The 18,564-nt window shown below is 39.3% G+C and carries 19 protein-coding genes; 16 read left to right on the plus strand and 3 right to left on the minus strand.

All coding sequences use genetic code 11. The features are described 5' to 3' along the window. The first annotated feature begins 77 nt into the window (after positions 1–77). The 4 genes from NXG62_RS11475 (at position 78) to NXG62_RS11490 (ending at position 2,623) form a co-directional block, all read left to right on the plus strand. Positions 78–479 (plus strand): cupin domain-containing protein, encoded by a 402-nt coding sequence (locus tag NXG62_RS11475; protein ID WP_427112540.1) that lies wholly within the window; start codon positions 78–80, stop codon positions 477–479. A 609-nt stretch (positions 480–1,088) separates the two neighbouring features. Further along, positions 1,089–1,238 (plus strand): hypothetical protein, encoded by a 150-nt coding sequence (locus NXG62_RS11480; RefSeq protein WP_427112542.1) that lies wholly within the window; start codon positions 1,089–1,091, stop codon positions 1,236–1,238. 242 nt (positions 1,239–1,480) lie between these two features. Next, the gene (locus NXG62_RS11485; RefSeq protein ID WP_427112544.1) at positions 1,481–2,074 is read left to right on the plus strand and encodes a flavodoxin; all 594 of its coding nucleotides are present in this window, start codon (positions 1,481–1,483) and stop codon (positions 2,072–2,074) included. 30 nt (positions 2,075–2,104) lie between these two features. Further along, positions 2,105–2,623, plus strand: a complete 519-nt coding sequence (locus tag NXG62_RS11490) for a carboxymuconolactone decarboxylase family protein (protein WP_427112546.1) — start codon at positions 2,105–2,107, stop codon at positions 2,621–2,623. A gap of 219 nt (positions 2,624–2,842) precedes the next feature. Here the strand turns inward: NXG62_RS11490 and pdxT are convergent, their stop codons facing one another. Next, a complete protein-coding gene (pdxT, locus tag NXG62_RS11495; protein ID WP_427112548.1) occupies positions 2,843–3,409 on the minus strand; it encodes a pyridoxal 5'-phosphate synthase glutaminase subunit PdxT in 567 nt (188 codons plus the stop codon). Between the two features lie 2 nt (positions 3,410–3,411). Beyond that, entirely contained in the window at positions 3,412–4,290 is an 879-nt protein-coding gene (gene pdxS, locus NXG62_RS11500; protein WP_322351530.1) for a pyridoxal 5'-phosphate synthase lyase subunit PdxS, read from the minus strand. A gap of 121 nt (positions 4,291–4,411) precedes the next feature. Here pdxS and NXG62_RS11505 point away from each other — a divergent pair, with 121 nt between their 5' ends. After that, positions 4,412–5,854, plus strand: a complete 1,443-nt coding sequence (locus NXG62_RS11505; RefSeq protein WP_427112550.1) for a PLP-dependent aminotransferase family protein — start codon at positions 4,412–4,414, stop codon at positions 5,852–5,854. Positions 5,855–6,331: 477 nt separating this feature from the next. Here NXG62_RS11505 and NXG62_RS11510 read toward each other — a convergent pair whose 3' ends face one another. Beyond that, complete coding sequence (locus NXG62_RS11510) at positions 6,332–6,532, minus strand: hypothetical protein (protein WP_427112551.1); 201 nt, start codon at positions 6,530–6,532, stop codon at positions 6,332–6,334. Positions 6,533–7,048: 516 nt separating this feature from the next. On the opposite strand from NXG62_RS11510, the gene NXG62_RS11515 reads away from it, so the two are divergent. The 11 genes from NXG62_RS11515 (at position 7,049) to NXG62_RS11565 (ending at position 18,555) form a co-directional block, all read left to right on the plus strand. Continuing rightward, a complete protein-coding gene (locus NXG62_RS11515) occupies positions 7,049–7,972 on the plus strand; it encodes a GGDEF domain-containing protein (protein WP_427112552.1) in 924 nt (307 codons plus the stop codon). A gap of 1,016 nt (positions 7,973–8,988) precedes the next feature. Then, on the plus strand, positions 8,989–9,228 hold the full coding sequence (locus NXG62_RS11520; RefSeq protein ID WP_427112553.1) for a thioredoxin family protein: 240 nt from the start codon (positions 8,989–8,991) through the stop codon (positions 9,226–9,228). A gap of 34 nt (positions 9,229–9,262) precedes the next feature. Continuing rightward, positions 9,263–10,228: a permease gene (locus NXG62_RS11525; protein WP_427112555.1), complete on the plus strand. Its 966-nt coding sequence runs from the start codon at positions 9,263–9,265 to the stop codon at positions 10,226–10,228. Between the two features lie 48 nt (positions 10,229–10,276). Further along, positions 10,277–10,591: a CGGC domain-containing protein gene (locus NXG62_RS11530; protein WP_427112556.1), complete on the plus strand. Its 315-nt coding sequence runs from the start codon at positions 10,277–10,279 to the stop codon at positions 10,589–10,591. A 262-nt stretch (positions 10,592–10,853) separates the two neighbouring features. Beyond that, entirely contained in the window at positions 10,854–12,149 is a 1,296-nt protein-coding gene (locus NXG62_RS11535) for a serine dehydratase subunit alpha family protein (protein ID WP_427112558.1), read from the plus strand. A gap of 382 nt (positions 12,150–12,531) precedes the next feature. Continuing rightward, positions 12,532–12,993: an IS200/IS605 family transposase gene (tnpA, locus tag NXG62_RS11540; protein WP_427112560.1), complete on the plus strand. Its 462-nt coding sequence runs from the start codon at positions 12,532–12,534 to the stop codon at positions 12,991–12,993. A gap of 196 nt (positions 12,994–13,189) precedes the next feature. Then, entirely contained in the window at positions 13,190–14,212 is a 1,023-nt protein-coding gene (locus NXG62_RS11545) for a phosphate/phosphite/phosphonate ABC transporter substrate-binding protein (protein WP_427112562.1), read from the plus strand. A gap of 13 nt (positions 14,213–14,225) precedes the next feature. Next, entirely contained in the window at positions 14,226–14,975 is a 750-nt protein-coding gene (phnC, locus tag NXG62_RS11550) for a phosphonate ABC transporter ATP-binding protein (protein WP_427112563.1), read from the plus strand. Then, on the plus strand, positions 14,972–16,510 hold the full coding sequence (locus NXG62_RS11555; protein ID WP_427112565.1) for a PhnE/PtxC family ABC transporter permease: 1,539 nt from the start codon (positions 14,972–14,974) through the stop codon (positions 16,508–16,510). Before phnC ends, NXG62_RS11555 begins: the two co-directional genes overlap by 4 nt. A gap of 143 nt (positions 16,511–16,653) precedes the next feature. After that, positions 16,654–17,619, plus strand: coding sequence for an NAD(P)-dependent oxidoreductase (locus NXG62_RS11560; RefSeq protein ID WP_322351562.1), 966 nt, complete (start codon positions 16,654–16,656; stop codon positions 17,617–17,619). A gap of 123 nt (positions 17,620–17,742) precedes the next feature. Beyond that, the gene (locus NXG62_RS11565) at positions 17,743–18,555 is read left to right on the plus strand and encodes a polysaccharide deacetylase family protein (protein WP_427112567.1); all 813 of its coding nucleotides are present in this window, start codon (positions 17,743–17,745) and stop codon (positions 18,553–18,555) included. Positions 18,556–18,564 lie beyond the last annotated feature (9 nt).

Genomic DNA, 18,564 nt, shown 5'->3' on the forward strand with positions numbered 1-18,564 from the left:
AATTGATATAGTAAGCAATCGTTTATGTTTTAAATAGTATATTAATGATATAAGATATTTGGGAAAAGGAGAATTTTATGGATAACGAACAGTTCAGTATATTTCCTATGGGAGCGAAAAATGATGCTTTTGCACGATATTTTATAGGTCAAAGTTATTTAAATATGCTTTCAACAGCCCTCGTTTTTATTGGAAATGTAACATTTGAACCCGGCTGTCGAAATAATTGGCATATTCACCACAAAGGAGGACAAATCCTTCTTTGTACCGCGGGGCGTGGTTATTATCAAGAATGGGGGAAAGACGCACAAGAATTGCATCAGGGGGATGTGGTTACTATTGCGCCAGAAGTTAAACATTGGCATGGTGCAGCTAAAAATAGTTGGTTTGCACATGTAGCAATTGAAGTTCCCGCTGAAGGAGCATGTAACGAATGGCTCGAACCTGTAGATATAAAGGAATATAATAAACTTTTGTAAAAAATAAGGAGAACATATGAATAACGTGTTAATTGTTGTAGAGACTTCCACATGGTGGTATTCTATGGCACACGCGATGGCCTGGACACGTCATTAAATATGTAAAAAAGTTTGTGAAGGTGCTAAATCTTTAGGCGAAATGGAAATCAGATTTGACTCTAATGAAGGAAATCATCTGATGACAGCATCTTCTGAGATTGATAACTGGATTATGCAAGTGAAACAATACATTTTGTCTTAAAGAAAGTTATGTGAAGAATTTAATACATTTTTTATGATGGTAGAAAGTCCCTTTTTGTTAATGACTTTAATATGATGATTGCAACTCCTGTGGTTTAATATAAAGATGTATCAGTTAAAAATTTTATAGGATATCCTGCGCATTATTATACAGCACATGGTAGTGTGATATAAAAAACGTATCGATGGTCATAGTAATAATCATTTGTATTGAAAGCATAGGATGTCTTTGATACAATGGCTATGCTATTGCTATAATGGGGGAAAATATATTTCCGGGAATGAAAAATCCTGATATTTCATATATTTAAGGAAAATACTTGCGATGGAGTGTGTTCTAAGTGATACTTTTGATTAGAGTTTAATCGTATGAAACAAAATTTTGATATATTTGATTTTGTGTTGGCAGAAGAAGATATGCAGCATATAACAAAAATAGATGAAGAGCAAAGTTTGTTTTTTTCTCATTATGATCCAAAACTTGTAGAAATGATTATCAGTTATAAACCAAATATCTAAACAATATCTCTAAACAATATCTCGTTATAAAACGGTGTAGAGATTCGGTATTTCTATTACCTTTATTACTGTGGGGATGAATTATTGATAGGTACTGCGTAAAGTGGATAATAACTAATTTAAGATTATTTTAATGTTTTTTGTGATATATAGGTGAATATGAGGAATTTATCAGGACTGTTATGAATGAGAGAATTTAAGATAAGTGTGATATTGTTGCTGTTTATTAGGGAGCATATGCAATGTGGAAAAAAATTTTAGCAGGGTTATTAATATTCACTGGAGTAGTGACGTTAATTGCTTGTGGAAGTGTACCTGAAACAATGCAAAGTCAGAAGGTCGATTCGAAAGTAACGTCAAGCGATGGAAAAATTTTGGTGGTTTATTTTTCGGCGAGTGGTAATACAAAACGCGTAGCGGAAACGATTGCCAATCAGAAAAATGCTGCACTTTTTGCAATAAAACCGTCGCAGTCGTATACAGAAGAAAATCTGAATTATCGAAATACAGACAGTCGTGTCATGAAAGAACATGGGCAACCTGACTTACGCCCGACATATGAGGGGGATGTAGAAAACTGGGATTCGTATGATACAGTTTACATCGGCTATCCACTCTGGTGGCAGCAGGCACCACACGTAGTCTATACGTTTGTTGAACATCATAATTTCGGAGGTAAAGAAGTCATTCCGTTCTGCACGTCCAGTTCGAGTCCGTTGGGTACAAGTGGTACGAACTTAGCTAAAGCGGCAGGTACAGGAACTTGGCAGGTAGGTATTCGTTTTAGCGGCGGAGTAAGTACTACAGAAGTCCTTAATTGGTTGAAAGGGAAATAAAGGGTAAAAAATAGGATATGGAAGAAGACGATGCAGTTGAGTCTGATTCGTACAAGTTTATTCAATATGGGGGGCGGTAGTTTCGCTCAAATTTTCAGTGGTGATACGATGGATAGCAATAGTCGGACTAGCGTAGTAAATAAAAATCATGCCACTATGATGGGAAAACAGGGCTTGGGTATTGAAAAGACTGATCCTGAACTGACAGCGATAATGAAAAAGTATGTTTACGGAGATATTGTGCAACAAGTCAAAATCGCAATAAAGGAACAGCATCTCGTTACGCTGGCGGTGCTGGTAACGAATCAAGATACGGTATTGTTTCAAAGGAGTGTTCAAGGTGCGATTCAAGATAGAGTGACACCGCTGGAAATACGGGAATCTGTATACCAATTAGCACCATATGTCGGTTTCTCAAAAGTAGTAGAAACTATACCGGTCATGGATCAGGTGTTTCAGAAAAATGGTATTGTCCTTCCATCAGACAAACAAAGTACAATCAATGATGGCAATCGATTTGATAAGGGGCTGCACAAGATAAAGTTATAGGCGCGATTACGACGATGAATCCATATATAGGTTTTCCTCGGATATTACATTGCCTGCGTACTGCTAATGAGGTATTTCAAAAAAAGTAGACCAAAATAGATAGTTTGTATGAATGGTTCATTAATGTATCACTCAGCCTATTTCCAGCGTGACGCTTTGGGATCAGATAAATAATCTTTACAAACTAGGGAATATACGTTAGCAGATGCGAGTATTATATTAGCACAAGGAAACAAAGTAGTGATGAAAACTGATATCTTTTGTAAGTTCTGGATGAAATGAAGTAGCCAACATGTTTTTTTGTTTAGCAGCTACAATCTTTCCATTGACTTTTGTGAGAATGGTGACATCCGGTTTGACAGATTCTATATAAGGGGCCCGAATAAATACAAGTGGTATTTTATGTGTAGAGACAGGAAAAATTGTTTTTTGTGTGATAAAACTTTCCATTTGACTGCCGTAAGCATTACGACGAACTGTGATATTCATGGTACTCAAATATGTTTTTTCTTGACCTATAATTGTTTTTGCTAAGAGAATGAGACCGGCACATGTACCCCAAACGGGAAGACCTTCCTCGATTTGACGTGTTAACGGGAGAAGGAGATTAAATGCTTCTAAAAGTTTACCCATTACAGTGGATTCGCCGCCAGGTAAAATAAGTCCGTCAATATTATTTAAGTCAGTTTCAGTTCGAACTCTATGCCCTTGGATACCAAGGGCATAGAGTTTTTCTAAGTGTTCTGATACAGCACCTTGCATTGCTAATACACCGATTGTTTTCATCGCTACCATCCTCTGTTAGCCAGTCGTTCATTAGAGGAAAGAGTATCAATATTGATTCCGACCATAGCTTCTCCTAAGTTTTCGGAAAGAGCCGCCAATTTTTCCGGATCATCGTAAAAAGTTGTCGCTTTGACAATGGCTTTTGCCCTTTTTGCAGGATTTCCTGACTTAAAGATACCTGAACCAACAAAAACACCATCCACGCCAAGCTGCATCATCAGGGCCGCATCTGCGGGAGTAGCAATGCCACCGGCAGCAAAATTAACAACGGGAAGGGTGCCTTTTTCATGTACATACTGAATGAGAGCAAACGGAGCTCCCATTTCTTTGGCAAGATGCATTAATTCCATGGGTGTGGAAAATTGGACACGGTGTATATCAACTGTCATAGTACGCATATGACGAACGGCTTCGATGATATTACCTGTGCCGGCTTCTCCCTTTGTACGAATCATGGAGGCACCTTCACCTATGCGTCGCAAGGCCTCTCCTAGGTTACGAGCTCCACACACAAATGGAATTTGGAAAGCCGCTTTATTAATGTGGTTGACATCGTCAGCTGGTGTTAACACTTCTGATTCATCAATATAATCAATACCGATGGCTTGTAGAATTTGAGCTTCTACAAAGTGACCAATACGTACTTTAGCCATAACAGGAATGGATACAGACTCTTTGATTTCTCTAACCATTTTTGGATCAGACATACGTGCAACGCCTCCTTCACGACGGATATCGGCAGGGACACGTTCCAATGCCATGACGGCACTTGCACCGGAATCTTCTGCTATTTTTGCTTGTTCTACATTGGTGACATCCATAATAACGCCGCCTTTTAACATTTGTGCCAGATTTTTGTTCAATTCATATCGATTTTCCATTATGAGATACCTCTTTTCTTGACAAATAGTAAAAATTTACTAAAATAAATTGTATCAGTACAATTTATTTGTATTTTGGTAAATTTTTACTATTCTACAAGAAAAGGAAGAAAAATTCAATATGACTAATGAATTTAATCAATTTGTATCGATACAGTTGACGAAGAATGAAAAAAATGCATTATATGTTCAATTATATAATCAAATTATTGAACTTATCCATTCACGCGTATTAGCACCGGGGTATCGATTGCCTTCAGTACGAAAATTTTCCCAATATTTATCTATTAATCCGGGAACCGTAGTGAATGCATATAAAGAATTAGAAAAAAGTGGGTATGTCATTTCTCATGGTGGAAGTGGCAGTTATATTGCTGAAAAAACCTCTCTGATGGAATTGGATATGGGAACTGTCATGGCGGATTGCACCTTATTAGAAGAGGGATGGGAAAACAAACAAAATGGAGACATGATTAATATGCGCAGTATTGCTTTGAATCCGGATGTTATTTCTATTAAAAAGTTTAAAGAATTAGTGATAAAAGTATTAGATCGTGATAAAGGAAAAACTTTTAGTTATGAAGGAAGTCAAGGTTTTTTACCATTGCGGGAATCGGTTGTAACTTATTTGAAAGAGCGCCATGTTTCTACAAGTGCAAAAAATATACAGGTTATTTCTGGTGCTCAACAGGGAATAGATATTGTTGTCAGAGCTCTTTTAAATCATGGGGATTATGTGTTTACAGAATCACCGACGTATCCGGGTGCTATTGCAGCTTTTCGCTCAGCAGGTGCTAAAGTTATTGACATCCCGATGGAACCAGATGGCATAGATGTGATAAAATTGGAGAAATATCTTCAACGTTTTCGTCCGAAACTAATATATGTGATGCCAATATTACAGAATCCGACAGGCATATCGTATAGCATAGAAAAACGTAATCGTTTTATGGAATTGATGCGGTATTATGATGTATGTATATTAGAAGATGATTATCTCAGTGAGTTATCTTTTCGTACCAGTCCATTAGCTCCCTTGAAGGCGTTAGATCGAGATGATAGGGTTATATATATCAAAAGTTTTTCAAAAATGTTTATGCCGGGACTGCGATTGGCGTTTTTGTGTATACCGGAATATTTAGCAGAACGGATTTTGAAAATTAAATATATAACAGATATATCTACCTCTGGTTTGACACAGCGTGTTTTTGATTTATATCTGCGGGAAGGTGTTTGGCAGGAACATATTGCACACATTCGTAAGATATATAAGGCACAATTTGATTTTGCTTATCAAGTAGCGCAACATGCATTTTCAGACAAAGTAATTGTACAAAATCCACAAGGAGGGTTATCTTTTTGGATACGATTGCCTCAAAAAATATTGGCTAAAGAATTTTGTTTACAAGCGGAAAAGAATCACGTATATATTGCCTGTGGCGATGATTTTTATCCGCGACATATAGATCAAAGTCATATACGAATTAGTTTCTCTTTACTTTCACTACAACAAGTTGAAGCTGGTTTTCATATTTTAGGAGAGTTAATTCAAGAAAGAATGTGAGATAAAAAGTATAGCAAACATCGATAAGAGGTAAAACTTGGTTTTTATTTTTATAAAGAATAAAATGGTTCATATTTTTTTGATTAAGCTAATCTGTGGATAAATATTCACATTCCGATGACAATGACTTATCTCTTTGGATTACTCGCAACGTTGGCTGTGATGATAGAGTACAATTAAGTTCACAAAAGTGAAAAAGGCCGTTAAAACTCCGAAACAGCCAGTATCAAGCAAACGAATAAGGAGTGAAATATGGATAGCTTGCTTACATTCTACTATATCTTTTGAAAAATACTATTTAGCTTTATATCTGAAGAAGATAGTATTCGGTTTGGGAGTTTATTACAACTTCTGTATATAGGCATCGATCATGTCTTGAAAAACATCATGACTAAAATGAAAGCCATATTTTTTATAAAAAGTATCAGCATTGTTTCCATTGGAAACATGTACAAAAAGATAATGTACATCTTGGTTTTACATCGTCGTATGCCATGTATAGAAAACGTTTCTCGGCATTTTCGAAGGAAGGTTTAAACAAGTGTCAAAATTCATGGAACGGAGGACCATTGTGTGTTTTTTACTTCGTTCAGCTTGAAGATACATACGAGCGTTGCAAAGATTACAACATTGTTCAATGGGACCGTTAGAAAAATCATGGTATGTAATTTTTATCATGTTATAGTGACTCTTATCCGTAGTCAGAATTTATATTTATATTTTATAATAGTTTACTTCAACGATATTTGCTGTATTAAAAGTAGCTAATAATTTGATTAGTTGCTTCAGATAAATAAGGCGGATATGTGTAGATATCCAGTAGATACAGGTGAATGCAATGTGTTAAAGTTATGAAATAATAAGAGGGAACAGCAACACGTATTCGACCTTTTCCGTATATATAAAATGAACAGAAAGGAGTGGAACCTGGTTTTTGCTTTTTCATTTAAAGAAACCTTTTAGTTGCTGTATTTATATAGAGATACTACGCAAAAAGGTCAAAAAAATATATTATAAATAGTGCTATACAATCTACTATATCGTGGTATAATAAATTTCAGACTGTGGAGGTAGTAATTATTGCAATTTATACTAAAGAGGTGACATAGTAAATGATGCATTAACTGGTTGCCCTATTATATAATGTATTATTACAGACGTATAGATAATGATATAGGAGATGACATCATTTTTATGATGAGTAGTCAAAGAATTGAAGATACACAGGATGTTATGGATATGTCTTTTCTAAGTTCGTTGTATACGGTGGTTAGAATAGTGCATCCTTTTTCTAAAGAAGTGATCGTTGATTACAGCAGGAAGAAATTCCCACTTTTTAATGGACGTTGTATTTGTTCCCAAGAGAAGGAGTACCCTTGTAAACGTGATGGCTGTATGGCGGAAAAAGCATATATGGAAGGGAAAGGATTCCATAAGTTAGTACAATATCACCATAAATTGTGGCTGGTTGCCGTAATCCCGCTGTTATATAAAGCAAAACCAAGTGTACTGGAACTGGTAAAAGATGTGACGAATGCTTTGACTATCGAGGATGATGAGTATAGGGAAACGGTTTTATTTCAACAGTTTTTTATGCAAATGAATGATACGATCGTTAAGGATAAATTAACGGGGCTGTATAATAAGAAGTATATGTACTCTCGGCTGGACCGAGATCTTCGGGAAGCGACAGCCAATCAACAGACCATATCACTTTTATTTGTTGATTTAGATAAATTTAAATTGATTAATGATGACTGTGGACATATGGAAGGGGACCAGGTACTGGCTGATGTAGCAAAGATCTTTTGTAATACGATTCGGATGAAAGAGGACTGGGCGTGCCGTTTTGGCGGAGATGAATTTATAATATGCTTGAACAATATGAAGGAAGCCTTTGTGTATCAGATTGCTGAAGGAATTCGGATTAAAATTCTTCAATTACGGAAAAATAAAGAACCAGGCATTTCTACATCGATAGGTATATATACGGTGAATATGGAAAATGCGATTAAGAATATTTCCATAGAAGAAATGATATGTATGGCAGATAAGCAAATGTACCTTGCCAAGAAGCAAGGAGGAAACTGTACCGCAATGAATGGTATCGTTAAGTAGACGAGTTGACGAATTGGTAAAGAAGCTGTATGGATACTAAAAATACAAGAAATAGATAGTAATAGAGTTCATGGGAAATCCAGTGGGCTCTTTTTTGATTTTATCAATTAGGACCGAAAAATGGTGTAGAGGGTATTTTGATGAAAATAAAGGGTTGAATATTGAGAAACGACTTAGTAGGGTACAAAGATGATAATACGACACTGAAAACAGTGCATGTATGCGGATATCTAGTAGGTATATCTAGATATACAGGAGTATATAATATAAGCAAAAAATAAAATCTAACACATGAGTGTAAAAAATAACACTTTGTTAGTGGCAGAGGGTTGTTTTTGTAAAATTGGTAAATTATTTTGCATTAAGTGTATTTGATTATAAATGAGTTAGTATTGATTTTGAAAATTGCTGAAATTTTAAAATGGTACCGCCTTATATTCTATCTTTATTTACCATGCATAATAAATGTTTTTGAGATAATGAGAAACTCTTGTTTTTTTCTATTATTTCAAAAATGGTAACATATTGTCTTGTAAATTTTTAGTGGATAATATATAATAACTGTATAATCGATTATTCGATTATACAGTTATTATATTTAAGCATAAGGGGGGATAATAGATGCAGAAAATAGTCAATGTGTTAACAGCATTATCTGATGGCCTCGGTTAATAATTTAAAATTTATTATATGAACGGGACTGTGCGTACGTGATGTTATAGAAACATTACAGATTACGCAGACTAAAGTATCCAGACATCGTTGTTATCTTAAGAATACGGGATTGGCTGCTGATCGTAAGTAGTTGTAATGAACGTATTATTCAATATTAGGAGATAAACGGCTGACATTTCTGGATAGGTTAGTGTATGACAATTTAAGAAGTATGGAAATGTATCAAGAAGATACAAAGTGTTTAAATGAGTAGTCGCAGCGGAAAACATGTAAACCTGTTTTCATTTTTTAGCCTTAGCAATTTTATTTATATGTATAATATGGAAGGAGCATTATTAACTATGGAAATTAAAATATTAGGTTCCGGGTGTACCAATTGCAGAAGACTCGAAGAAAATATACAAAAAGCGGTTCATGAAATACCAGTCGATAGTATGATTATTAAAGTACAGGATATCCGCGAAATCATGAAATACGGTGTCATGCGGACTCCGGCTCTTGTAATCAATGAAAAGGTGAAAATGGCGGGGAAGGTATGCACAGTAGAAGAAATCAAGCGGTATATTGTCGAAGAACAATAACTTTTATGCATAATGATGAAGAGGAGGTGGCACTATGTTTGATTGGCTGCAGGTAATCGCTGATTTTTTAACCTACACGGCGTTAGGCCTTTTACCGGAGAGTAAATTGGGCAGTGCTGTTAATTTTTTTATTTTTGATACAGTAAAAATACTAATACTTTTGATCGTTATTATTTATGCCATTACATTTATCCGCAGTTATTTTCCTCCGGAAAAAACAAAAAAAATTCTTTCTCATACAAAAGGAAATCAAGTAGTCGGACATGTCTTAGCGGCCCTGCTGGGAATCGTAACTCCGTTTTGTTCTTGTTCTGCAGTTCCCCTTTTTATCGGGTTTGTAGAAGCGGGAATTCCCTTAGGTGTGACTTTTTCGTTTTTGATTGCGGCACCTATGGTAAATGAAATCGCCGTAGGTCTTCTGTACGGTTTATTTGGCTGGAAAATTATGTTGATTTATATTTTATCTGGAGAAATTATTGCTATGATAGGGGGGATGATTATCGGCAGAATGAAAATGGAAAAATTTGTAGAAGCGTATGTTTATGAAATGCAAAATATACCCAGCATGGAAATTGTTGAACCGCATATGAAAAATAGACTATATGATGCGTGGATTTTTACTCGTGATTTAATTAAACGCATATGGATCTATGTTCTCATCGGTATTGCTATCGGTGGTTTTATCCATGGCTGGATTCCGGCGGGAACCTTGGCGCAGTATGCAGGAAAAGAAAACCCCTTTGCTGTTCCCATTGCTGTATTGATCGGAATACCGCTGTACTCCAATGCGGCGGGTGTTATTCCGTTAATCAGTGAGTTGACTAGAACCGGTGTTTCTATGGGAACGGCGCTTTCGTTCATGATGGCAGTGACCGCGTTAAGTCTTCCGGAAGCGATTCTTCTAAAACAGGTACTCAAACCGCGTCTGCTGGTTATCTTCTTCAGCGTCGTTGGAATGGGTATTATCTTTACAGGCTATTTATTCAATTTTTTACTGTAACATGATATGATACGGCAGATGTATATGGTGATAGAGGGAGATGGTAAGATGAAAGTAGGCTTGATTAGATGTTTGCAGACAGAGGATATGTGTGGGACGACTCTTTGTTTGAAAGCGATAAAAGCGCATATGGGAGCGTTTCAAGATAGCCAGGAAGAGATTGAACTGATGAATATAAATACTTGTGGGGGGTGTCCTGGCAAAAAAGCAATTACCCGGGCTGAAAATATGGTTAAAAACGGCTGTGATACCATTGTTTTATCTTCTTGCATAACCCATCTCCTATTGGATTTCCCTGTCCTAACAAAGATAGGATGCTTTCTGTTTTGCGCAAAAGACTTCGTGACGATATTCGAATTTTGACATATAGCCATTGATGGGGCGATTCGTTGTGCTGTGTTGATTTAAAAAAAATACTCTCCTCATGCGCTGGCAGGGGGAGAGTTTTGTATTGCGGATATATTCCGATAGGTAAGCATAAGGGGAATTTTGATTAACAAATTAACATAGTTTCTTTTATGCCGCTGTTGTGGAACCTGTTGACAGAGCAGAAGCTGCGTTATATATTTAACGTGGATAATAACTTGCAGTATAGGGTGCGTTTTTTGAGGAGGAGCGAATAGAATTGACACAGACAATGAAATGGGAAACAATGATAGAAATCATGAAAAAAAATGTTATGCCGGCAACCGGGTGTACGGAGCCGATATCATTAGCTTATGCGGCAGCGGTGGCAGCTAAGCATCTTGGCTATCCGGCAGAACGGGTAGAGGCGTATGTATCGGCGAATTTAATGAAAAATGGCATGGGTGTAACTGTTCCGGGGACGGGCAGACCGGGATTGCAGATGGCAGCCGCTATCGGCGCGCTGGATGGGGATGCGGAAGGCGGGCTGCAGGTGCTGGGAAACTTGCATGAAGATAAAGTAACCGAGGCTAAGAATATGGTTGACAGCGGGTTGGCGACAGTGGCTGTCAAAGACGTACCGCAGGTTTTGTATTCAGAAGCCAATGTGTATGGACAGGGACATTGTGTACAAGTTTGTATTGCCGACAGCCACACACATATTATTTTTATTAAAAAGGATGAAGAAATAATATTTTCTTTGCCACAGAACGAAACAGCGGAAATCGATCCGGATGTCAAATTTCTTCGCTCATTGACTTTTTATGATATATATGAATTTGCTGTTAAGGCACCTTTACCGATGCTTTCCTTCATTAAGGAAGCAGCAACGCTCAACGATGCATTGTCTGAAATCGGTTTAAGCGGTGAGTATGGGCTTGGCATGGGGCATGCCATGGCCGATAAAATTGATAAAAATTTAATTGGAACCGATCTTTTCAACCAAGTGGTAATGCGGACGACCGCCGCGGCGGATGCTCGTATGGGCGGAGCCCCGTATGCGGCTATGTCTAACTCCGGTTCCGGTAATCAGGGAATTTGTGCGACGGTTCCGGTTACTGTCGTAGCCAGGCATTTAGGGGCAGAGGAAGAAAAGCTGATACGGGCATTAGCCTTTTCTCATATGACGGCTATTTATATCCATGGATTTCTACCTAAATTGTCGGCACTTTGCTGTGGATTGACCTCTAGTATGGGGGGAGCTGCCGGCATGGCGCTGCTTATGACCGGCGATTATGATACCGCTGCACGGGCTTTATCTTCTATGACCGGGGATGTTACGGGAATGGTTTGTGATGGGGCGGCGAACAGCTGTGCCATGAAGGTTGGTTCCGCTTCCGGCTCCGCATTTCGTTCGGTTATGCTGGCCCTTGATGGCAAGCGGGTGAGTGGAAATGAAGGACTGGTGTCAGATACTGTTGATGAGTCCCTGCGAAATATCGGGGTCTTGGCTACAAAAGGAATGCAGGAAACAGATAAACAGATATTGGATATTATGCTGCATAAGAATCAGTAATCTGTCTTGACAGTGCGTTTTTCCTGCTATATACTTACGTTGGTTTAATTGTGAGACGAGGGGGAGCTCCTTTATCTTGCTATATGTATATAAAGACATATTAATGACCGGAAATGCGATGGGAATCCGTGTAACGGATTGAGAGGATGCTTGCAGCATCGACCGCCGATACATGATATCGGATGCCTGTTTGGGTACGCATTTTACGGTGGTTCAGACGGGTATTGTATATACCCGTCTTTTTTTTGTCGTATTGAAAACCATACGCTGTGCGTATGGTTCTAAAAGCTTATAGCTATAGGTAGAAAAAGCAAAACCTCCTTTGCTATACTAAGCACAGGTTCGCCAACCGTACTTAGAGCAAAGGAGGAAAATGCTATCCATGGACACTTTAAGTTTAGCACATACAAAATGGAGATGTAAATATCATCTTGTGTTTGCACCCAAGTACCGTAGACAATTGATTTACGGGAAATTAAAAAAAGATATTGGAAAAATTTTACGGGAATTATGTAGCCGGAAAGATGTAGAAATACTGGAAGCTAATGCGTGTAGGGATCATATACATATGTTAGTGAGTATTCCACCTAAGTTGTCCGTATCTGCGTTTGTGGGATATTTGAAAGGAAAAAGCTCTCTAATCATTTTCGAAAGACATGGACAATTAAAATATCGATACGGAAACAGAAAATTTTGGTGTAAAGGATACTACGTTGATACAGTGGGAAGAAATCAGAAGGTAATAGCACAATATATCCGAGAACAGTTACAGGAAGATATGGTGTGTGACCAAATGACACTGAAAGAACTGGTAGATCCATTCACGGGGAATCCCTATAAATAAGAAGCGCCCCTCGGAGAGGGGCAGCAGGTAAGTGTAGTGCGGTTGGTGGATTTTCCATAGGCCCTTGCGGCCTAGGCAGGTAATAAGGCTTCTAGCCGCAGAGCAAACTACCTGTTATACAGGTAGTTTTGATTATAAAAAATGAGGGTATGTTATTTTTATAACATTGTAAATTATATAAGGAGGATTGTTACGTATGAAAACAATACGAATACTTGCGGCGGCGTTATTTATGGGGAGTCTTTTGCTGACAGGCTGCAGCAGTACACCTTCCGGCGGAGACGGGAAGAATATTGCAGAATTGAAGATTGCGATTTCCCCGTACCAGGATGCCGATACAATGAAGACCCATACTGCGCCGCTTGGTAAGATGATACAAAGTAAAATGAAAGAGAAAGGATATAATATAAAGAAAGTTACCTTGTCTGTCGGTACCTCGTATAATGCAGTTGGAGAAGCGTTGAGTGCCGGCAGTGCTGACATGGGTTTTATTTCAGGAGCCACCTATGTATTGTATGACAAAGATATTTCCGTTTTACTTACGGCGCTGCGCAACGGTATTGATAAAGATACAACTGATTTGCAGAAATGGAATGATGGAACGCCGGAAAAATTTACTGACGATTTGACACAGTATTATCGTTCCTGCATTATGGTAGGGCCCAGCCCGAAGGGACAGGCATTACTGCAGAAGGTAAAGAACGGACAAAAGCCAACCTGGCAGGAACTTAATGATCTTACCTGGTCGGTCATGAGTCCGGCATCGGCATCGGGGTATATGTATCCGTCCTTGTGGCTGAAAGAACAATATGGCAAGAAAATATCTGATTTATCTCATGTGGTCCAGGCTGATTCTTATACGACATCATTAGCACGTCTTGCTTCAGGGCAGGTAGATATTTTGACAGCCTATTCGCATATCCGCGCTAATATGGCTAAAAATTGGCAGACAAAATTAGGTGGGACGCAGGATATATGGGAACAGACAGGCATGATTGCCATAACTGATAAAATTTTTAACGACACAGTAAGTGTCAGCAACAATTCTAAAATTATGCAGGATGAAGGTTTCCGAAAAGCATTGGGAGAATCCCTTATTGAAATAGGTAAGACTAAGGAAGGAATAGAGGTCTTGAAGACAATTGGGCATAAGGGCTATGATTGGGCCGATCGAGCAAATTATGATGGCGAGCGCCAAGTACAGCAATTACTGAAATAAGGCAGGACATTATATGGATATGTTAGAACTGAAAAATGTGTATCAGAGTTATCATAAGCATAAACTTATTCTGCGCGGCATTACTCTGACGATTAAACAGGGGCAGTTCGTGTCTATAATCGGCCCTAGCGGAGCAGGTAAAACAACTTTATTGCGGCTGTTCAATCATATGGCTTGTCCCGTATCGGGAGAGGTGTGGGTCGGGGGCCTACGCTTCGATACGCTGAACGGACAGAAAAGGCGGCAAGTGCAGCATCGTGTGGGAATGGTATTTCAAGATTTTTGTCTGGTTGAAGAAAGTACGTGTTTGCAAAATGTGTTGAACGGATGCTTATCAGATATGCCTATCTGGCGGGTAGTAAGCGGTCACTTTCCTGCACGCGTTCAAGAGCAGGCACGAGCTGCTTTGCAGCAGGTGGGCTTGGCGGAGCAGGAACATGCCCTTGCTGCTTCCTTGAGCGGCGGGCAAAAACAGCGGGTAGCCATTGCAAGAGCATTGCTGCAAAAAGCGGAGGTACTGCTGGCTGATGAACCGGTGGCCTCATTAGATCCTATGACAGCACAGCAGATTCTTGTTTTGCTGCGAAAACTTCAGCGTCAGGAGGGACTGACGGTCGTGATGAATAGTCATAATGTAGAACAAGCCAAAAAATTTTCTGATCGTATTATTGGACTTAGAGAGGGAAAAATATATTATGATGCAGCGCCAGAACAATGGACAGGACAGGATTTTGTCCAGTTGTATGGACGAGGTATATCGTGATATGCAAACATAAGGCCGCAGCGGCAGCATTATGTATAGTGCTCATCGTGGCGGCCGGACAGACCGTGGATTTTTCTGCTTTTTTGCTTATACAGAGAGGCAGTCGCTTTTTCGATATTTTTCGGGCAATGCTGCCGCCGGATACAGCCTATGCTGCTGTCGTTTTACAACCGTTGTGGGCGACTGTTCAAATGTCCTTGGCAGGGACCGCGATAGGAGCTATATGCGGCTTTATAGGAGCTTTTGTTACCAATGCATACAATAACCAGCACCGGTGGCTGCGAATCCTTTTAAAAGGATTCATTCATTGTATACGTACTATTCCGGTCCTTATTTTGGCTTTGTTTTGTACCTTCCTTTTGGGTCTGGGAACGTTGGCGGGAACGATAGCGCTTGCGCTGTATACGTTTGCCGTAATGACCCGCATGGGATATGAGGACATAGAGAGTATGTCTTTCATAACGGCGCAGACTTTGGAAGCGGCTGGTTGTGGTCGTACCCGGGCGTTTATAAGAACGATTCTTCCGGCCGTTTTGCCGGGATATATGACAAATGTTTTGTATATATTGGAAGCCAATGTTCGCCATGCTGCTATTTTGGGATATGTGGGAGCCGGTGGAATTGGCATTCTCTTAAATGAACAGATTTCGTGGCGGCAATATAGTCAAGTGGGTATGATTTTGCTTCTTTTGTATGTCGTAGTATTGAGTACGGAAGGAATAAGCGAATGGCTTCGCCGGGTGTTGAAGGGTGCAAGAAAATTGACATTGACAGAGCGTTTGGCAGTATGGGGCAGTGTGGTCTTTTTTGCGGGTACGTCATTGCTGCTGTTGTCCTTTCCCCATACAGACACTTCCGGCTTTTCTGCAGCCCGTGCAATTATAGAGGGGATGATTCATCCTGATTTCGGAATGCTTTTTTCGTTGGAGTATGACGGTGTGCCGTATTTATTATATGAAACTTTTTGTATTGCTTTTTTAGGTACATTAGCCGGCATGTGCATGGCCGCAGTATTTTCCTTTACGGCTAATTTTCGTTTATTTCCCTGGCCGGCAGCCTTATTCGCCAGACTTGTATTGCTTTTTATACGAACGGTACCTGTATTTGTTTATGGACTGATGTGGATCCGTGTTACGGGACCGGGACCTTTTGCCGGAGTTTTGACATTAGCCGTATGCAGTATTGGGTTACTGGCTAAACGCTTTATTATTGCTATTGATGATATGGATTTTCGTACGTACCGGGCATATACTGCTATGGGCGTTTCTTTTTTAGGAAAAGTAAAATATGTTATATTGCCGCAAATTTATCCCAGATATGTATCGGCTGTGTTGTACCGGTTTGATATCAATATACGGGATGCGGCTGTGTTGGGACTCGTTGGTGCCGGCGGAATCGGGACACCGCTGATGTTAGCCATGATGCATTATAACTGGTCTGAGGCGGGAGCTCTTTTATGGGGGTTGATGTTGTTGGTAACGGGTGTGGAAATAGTATCAGAACAAAGCCGGAAAAAAAGCGGAATCAATATATGACATATCGTTTTTTAGGAGCTTCTTTCGCAGTAAGAAAGAGGTTCTTTTTCCTTTTTGGTTGATAATTGCGCTGATTTGTGATATATATTTAAGTGTATATTTGTAACTTCATGAAATTTTTATAAGGAAAAGGGGCCGTGATAATGTATCACATAAGTGTGTTAGGTCATAATGACGACGATGATTTTGGCGAGAGTTTGGGCGATATTGCGCATGTAGCGTATTGCCCCGCTTTGAATGAAGATAAACTAGCTGAACAATGCAGAGAGGCGCAGGTGCTTATCTGTCGAGATGAACCGGTTACGAAAAATTTGCTGGAAAAACTTGATCAGCTGAAACTTATAGTTATCCTATCTGCACGATATGATAATGTCGATTTAGCTGCCGCAGCGGCACGTCACGTTACTGTAATACATAATCCATCGTATTGTATAGAAGATATTGCCGATCATACATGTGCTATGATATTGGCGCTGATACGCCAGCTTCCAGAATATCAGGAAGATATCAGAAATAATACTCGGTGGCAGTATGGAACTGTTGCGTGGCCTATACATCGGGTTGCTGATACGGTTATCGGTCTTGTTGGTTTTGGACATATAGGCCGTGTTGTGGCTGAACACATGCAGTGCTTTGGATGTCGTATTGACGCGTATGATCCGTTTGTCAGTGAAAAAATAATGATTAAAAATCGTGTAAAACCTGTTGATTTAGATGCATTATTAGCGGAATGCGATGTTGTATCGCTGCATATGCCTTTGAATGACACTACACAATATATATTTCAAGAAGAACAATTTGAGCAGATGAAACAAGGCAGCATGTTTATTAATTGCTGCCGAGGCGGTCTTGTTGATGAAGCGGCCTTATATCATGCTGTCGATGAAGGTCATATCCGCAGTGCGGCTTTAGATGTCCTGTCGATGGAGCATCCCAGTCCGGTGATGTTGAAAATGATTGATCGTCCGGAATTTTTACTGACACCGCAGTGCGGCTGCCATTCGGTAGAGGCGGAACGAGCATTGAAGAGTGATGCCGTTGGCTTTATCCGCGCTTTTTTTGAGGGACGGCTGAAGGAATTGCCTATTGTTGCAGCCAGGGAAAAATAAGTATAGACATTATATGTATTGTATAGGATTTGCATATATTTCATAAATTTTGTACAATATGACTTAGCGTTAACTTTTTTATGTCTATTGCACTGAATATTATGCAAAGGAGGGTTCCTTATCTTGCGCATTTGGAAATGGAGCTGTCTGTTCTTGTTAAGTTGTATGATACTGACAGGCTGTGGTGGTTCCTCTACGCAGAAAGCGGATACCGGAGTACCGGCAGAAACTTCGCAAAAGCAGGTGGAAATGGCTGTTCCGCCTAAAGGGATTCCCGTTCTCATGTACCACATGATCGGGGAAGTAAAGGATAATGATGCCGTATTGTCGGAAGCGCATTTGCGGGAGCAGATGAAATTTTTAAAGGATAATGATTTCCATCCCATTTCTTTAAATCAGCTATATGAATATATGGTTCATAATAAGCCGGTGCCTGTGCGACCGGTTGTATTGACTTTTGATGACGGGTATCCTGATACGTATTCTATTGTTATGCCGATAATGAAAGAGTACGGATTTAAATGTACTGTGTTTATTCCTACCTATGATGCCGATCAAAGCACGCGGCTTACATGGAAACAAATTAAAACGATGCAGGAAGGTGGTATGACTATAGCCTCCCATGGGTATCACCATAATCGGCTGAGTGATATGAAGGAACATATATTAGCTGATGAAATTGAAAAAAGTCAGGAAGAACTGTATCAGCAGCTGGGGATCACAAATGAATTTTTCTGTTATCCCTACGGAGGTAATAATCCAGCAGCTGAAGCAGCTTTGAAAAAAGCCGGTATTAAATTAGCATTTACCATGAACGGCGGCTGGGCGAAATATGGCGATGATCCGTATGCTGTTAAACGTATATGGATTGGAAATGCTGTAGATATCGCTAATTTTAAGCAACGCGTGACGACAGAACAGTACGATCAACGATAACGTGTTGTC

It is taken from the genome of Megasphaera sueciensis, from assembly GCF_050219315.1.
GTDB classification, from domain to species: Bacteria; Bacillota; Negativicutes; order Veillonellales; family Megasphaeraceae; genus Megasphaera_A; species Megasphaera_A sueciensis.

What these genes read in the sequence shown, in the direction of transcription:
- NXG62_RS11475 (WP_427112540.1), top strand. Translation starts at nt 78, where the DNA reads ATGGATAACGAACAGTTCAGTATATTTCCTATGGGAGCGAAAAATGAT.
- NXG62_RS11480 (WP_427112542.1), top strand. Translation starts at nt 1,089, where the DNA reads ATGAAACAAAATTTTGATATATTTGATTTTGTGTTGGCAGAAGAAGAT.
- NXG62_RS11485 (WP_427112544.1), top strand. Translation starts at nt 1,481, where the DNA reads ATGTGGAAAAAAATTTTAGCAGGGTTATTAATATTCACTGGAGTAGTG.
- NXG62_RS11490 (WP_427112546.1), top strand. Translation starts at nt 2,105, where the DNA reads ATGCAGTTGAGTCTGATTCGTACAAGTTTATTCAATATGGGGGGCGGT.
- pdxT (WP_427112548.1), bottom strand. Translation starts at nt 3,409, where the DNA reads ATGAAAACAATCGGTGTATTAGCAATGCAAGGTGCTGTATCAGAACAC.
- pdxS (WP_322351530.1), bottom strand. Translation starts at nt 4,290, where the DNA reads ATGGAAAATCGATATGAATTGAACAAAAATCTGGCACAAATGTTAAAA.
- NXG62_RS11505 (WP_427112550.1), top strand. Translation starts at nt 4,412, where the DNA reads ATGACTAATGAATTTAATCAATTTGTATCGATACAGTTGACGAAGAAT.
- NXG62_RS11510 (WP_427112551.1), bottom strand. Translation starts at nt 6,532, where the DNA reads ATGATAAAAATTACATACCATGATTTTTCTAACGGTCCCATTGAACAA.
- NXG62_RS11515 (WP_427112552.1), top strand. Translation starts at nt 7,049, where the DNA reads ATGATGAGTAGTCAAAGAATTGAAGATACACAGGATGTTATGGATATG.
- NXG62_RS11520 (WP_427112553.1), top strand. Translation starts at nt 8,989, where the DNA reads ATGGAAATTAAAATATTAGGTTCCGGGTGTACCAATTGCAGAAGACTC.
- NXG62_RS11525 (WP_427112555.1), top strand. Translation starts at nt 9,263, where the DNA reads ATGTTTGATTGGCTGCAGGTAATCGCTGATTTTTTAACCTACACGGCG.
- NXG62_RS11530 (WP_427112556.1), top strand. Translation starts at nt 10,277, where the DNA reads ATGAAAGTAGGCTTGATTAGATGTTTGCAGACAGAGGATATGTGTGGG.
- tnpA (WP_427112560.1), top strand. Translation starts at nt 12,532, where the DNA reads ATGGACACTTTAAGTTTAGCACATACAAAATGGAGATGTAAATATCAT.
- NXG62_RS11545 (WP_427112562.1), top strand. Translation starts at nt 13,190, where the DNA reads ATGAAAACAATACGAATACTTGCGGCGGCGTTATTTATGGGGAGTCTT.
- phnC (WP_427112563.1), top strand. Translation starts at nt 14,226, where the DNA reads ATGGATATGTTAGAACTGAAAAATGTGTATCAGAGTTATCATAAGCAT.
- NXG62_RS11560 (WP_322351562.1), top strand. Translation starts at nt 16,654, where the DNA reads ATGTATCACATAAGTGTGTTAGGTCATAATGACGACGATGATTTTGGC.